1 protein-coding gene is annotated in these 682 nt (G+C 41.8%); it reads right to left on the bottom strand.

The window, feature by feature from the left end:
- Positions 1-682, bottom strand: a 682-nt coding sequence (locus tag GFU89_RS23230; protein ID WP_318849382.1) for a condensation domain-containing protein, incomplete at both ends; no start/stop codon positions are given.

Raw genomic sequence — 682 nt, 5'->3', positions numbered from 1 at the left:
ACTTTTGGAAAGACGATGAAGTCCTGCGGTAACGGTTTTATCAAAATGCGTATGGTAGGTACTCCCTTTATAGCTCTTAACTACAGGACGAGGGTAATCACCAGCAAGATTAAGCACTGGAAGATCTCCTGAGAATTCCCCCAGCCAGTACGCTTTCATTTCATCGTAATGGGAAGTAGAATTCTCCATTATCTGCCACATAACATAATCCTTATATTGGATACGAAGAGGCAATAAACCGCTTGCCGTGCCAGAAACATGTGCATGGTAAAGAACCAAAAGCTCACGCATCATAACCTGAAGCGACCATCCGTCACTGATGATATGGTGCATGCTGTAAGCTAGAACCAGTCTCTCAGGGGAAAGACGGAAAAGACCTGCTTTAAACAATGGACCATTATATAAATCGAACGCTTCGGTGATATATTCAGAGATCTTTTGTGATGATTCATCAGCTTCATTACGATCCTGGAAATCAAAATAGGACACTTGGAATTTATCCGAATCAGGATCAAGAATCAACTGACGGATATCACCCTGATCATTCGCCCTGAACACCGTACGTAAAGATTCATGACGCACCATCAAATCCCAATAAGCCAATTCAAAAGCTGATTGATCAAAACCTGAATCAAATTCATACACCCCGTTTACGTTGTAAGCAAGGTTAGCATCCTCAAAT

Origin of the sequence: Chryseobacterium sp. JV558, from assembly GCF_033712365.1 — a bacterium.
Taxonomy (GTDB): domain Bacteria; phylum Bacteroidota; class Bacteroidia; order Flavobacteriales; family Weeksellaceae; genus Chryseobacterium.
The sequence above is the reverse complement of the archived record's forward strand: the minus strand, read 5'-3'. Positions and strand labels throughout refer to the sequence as shown.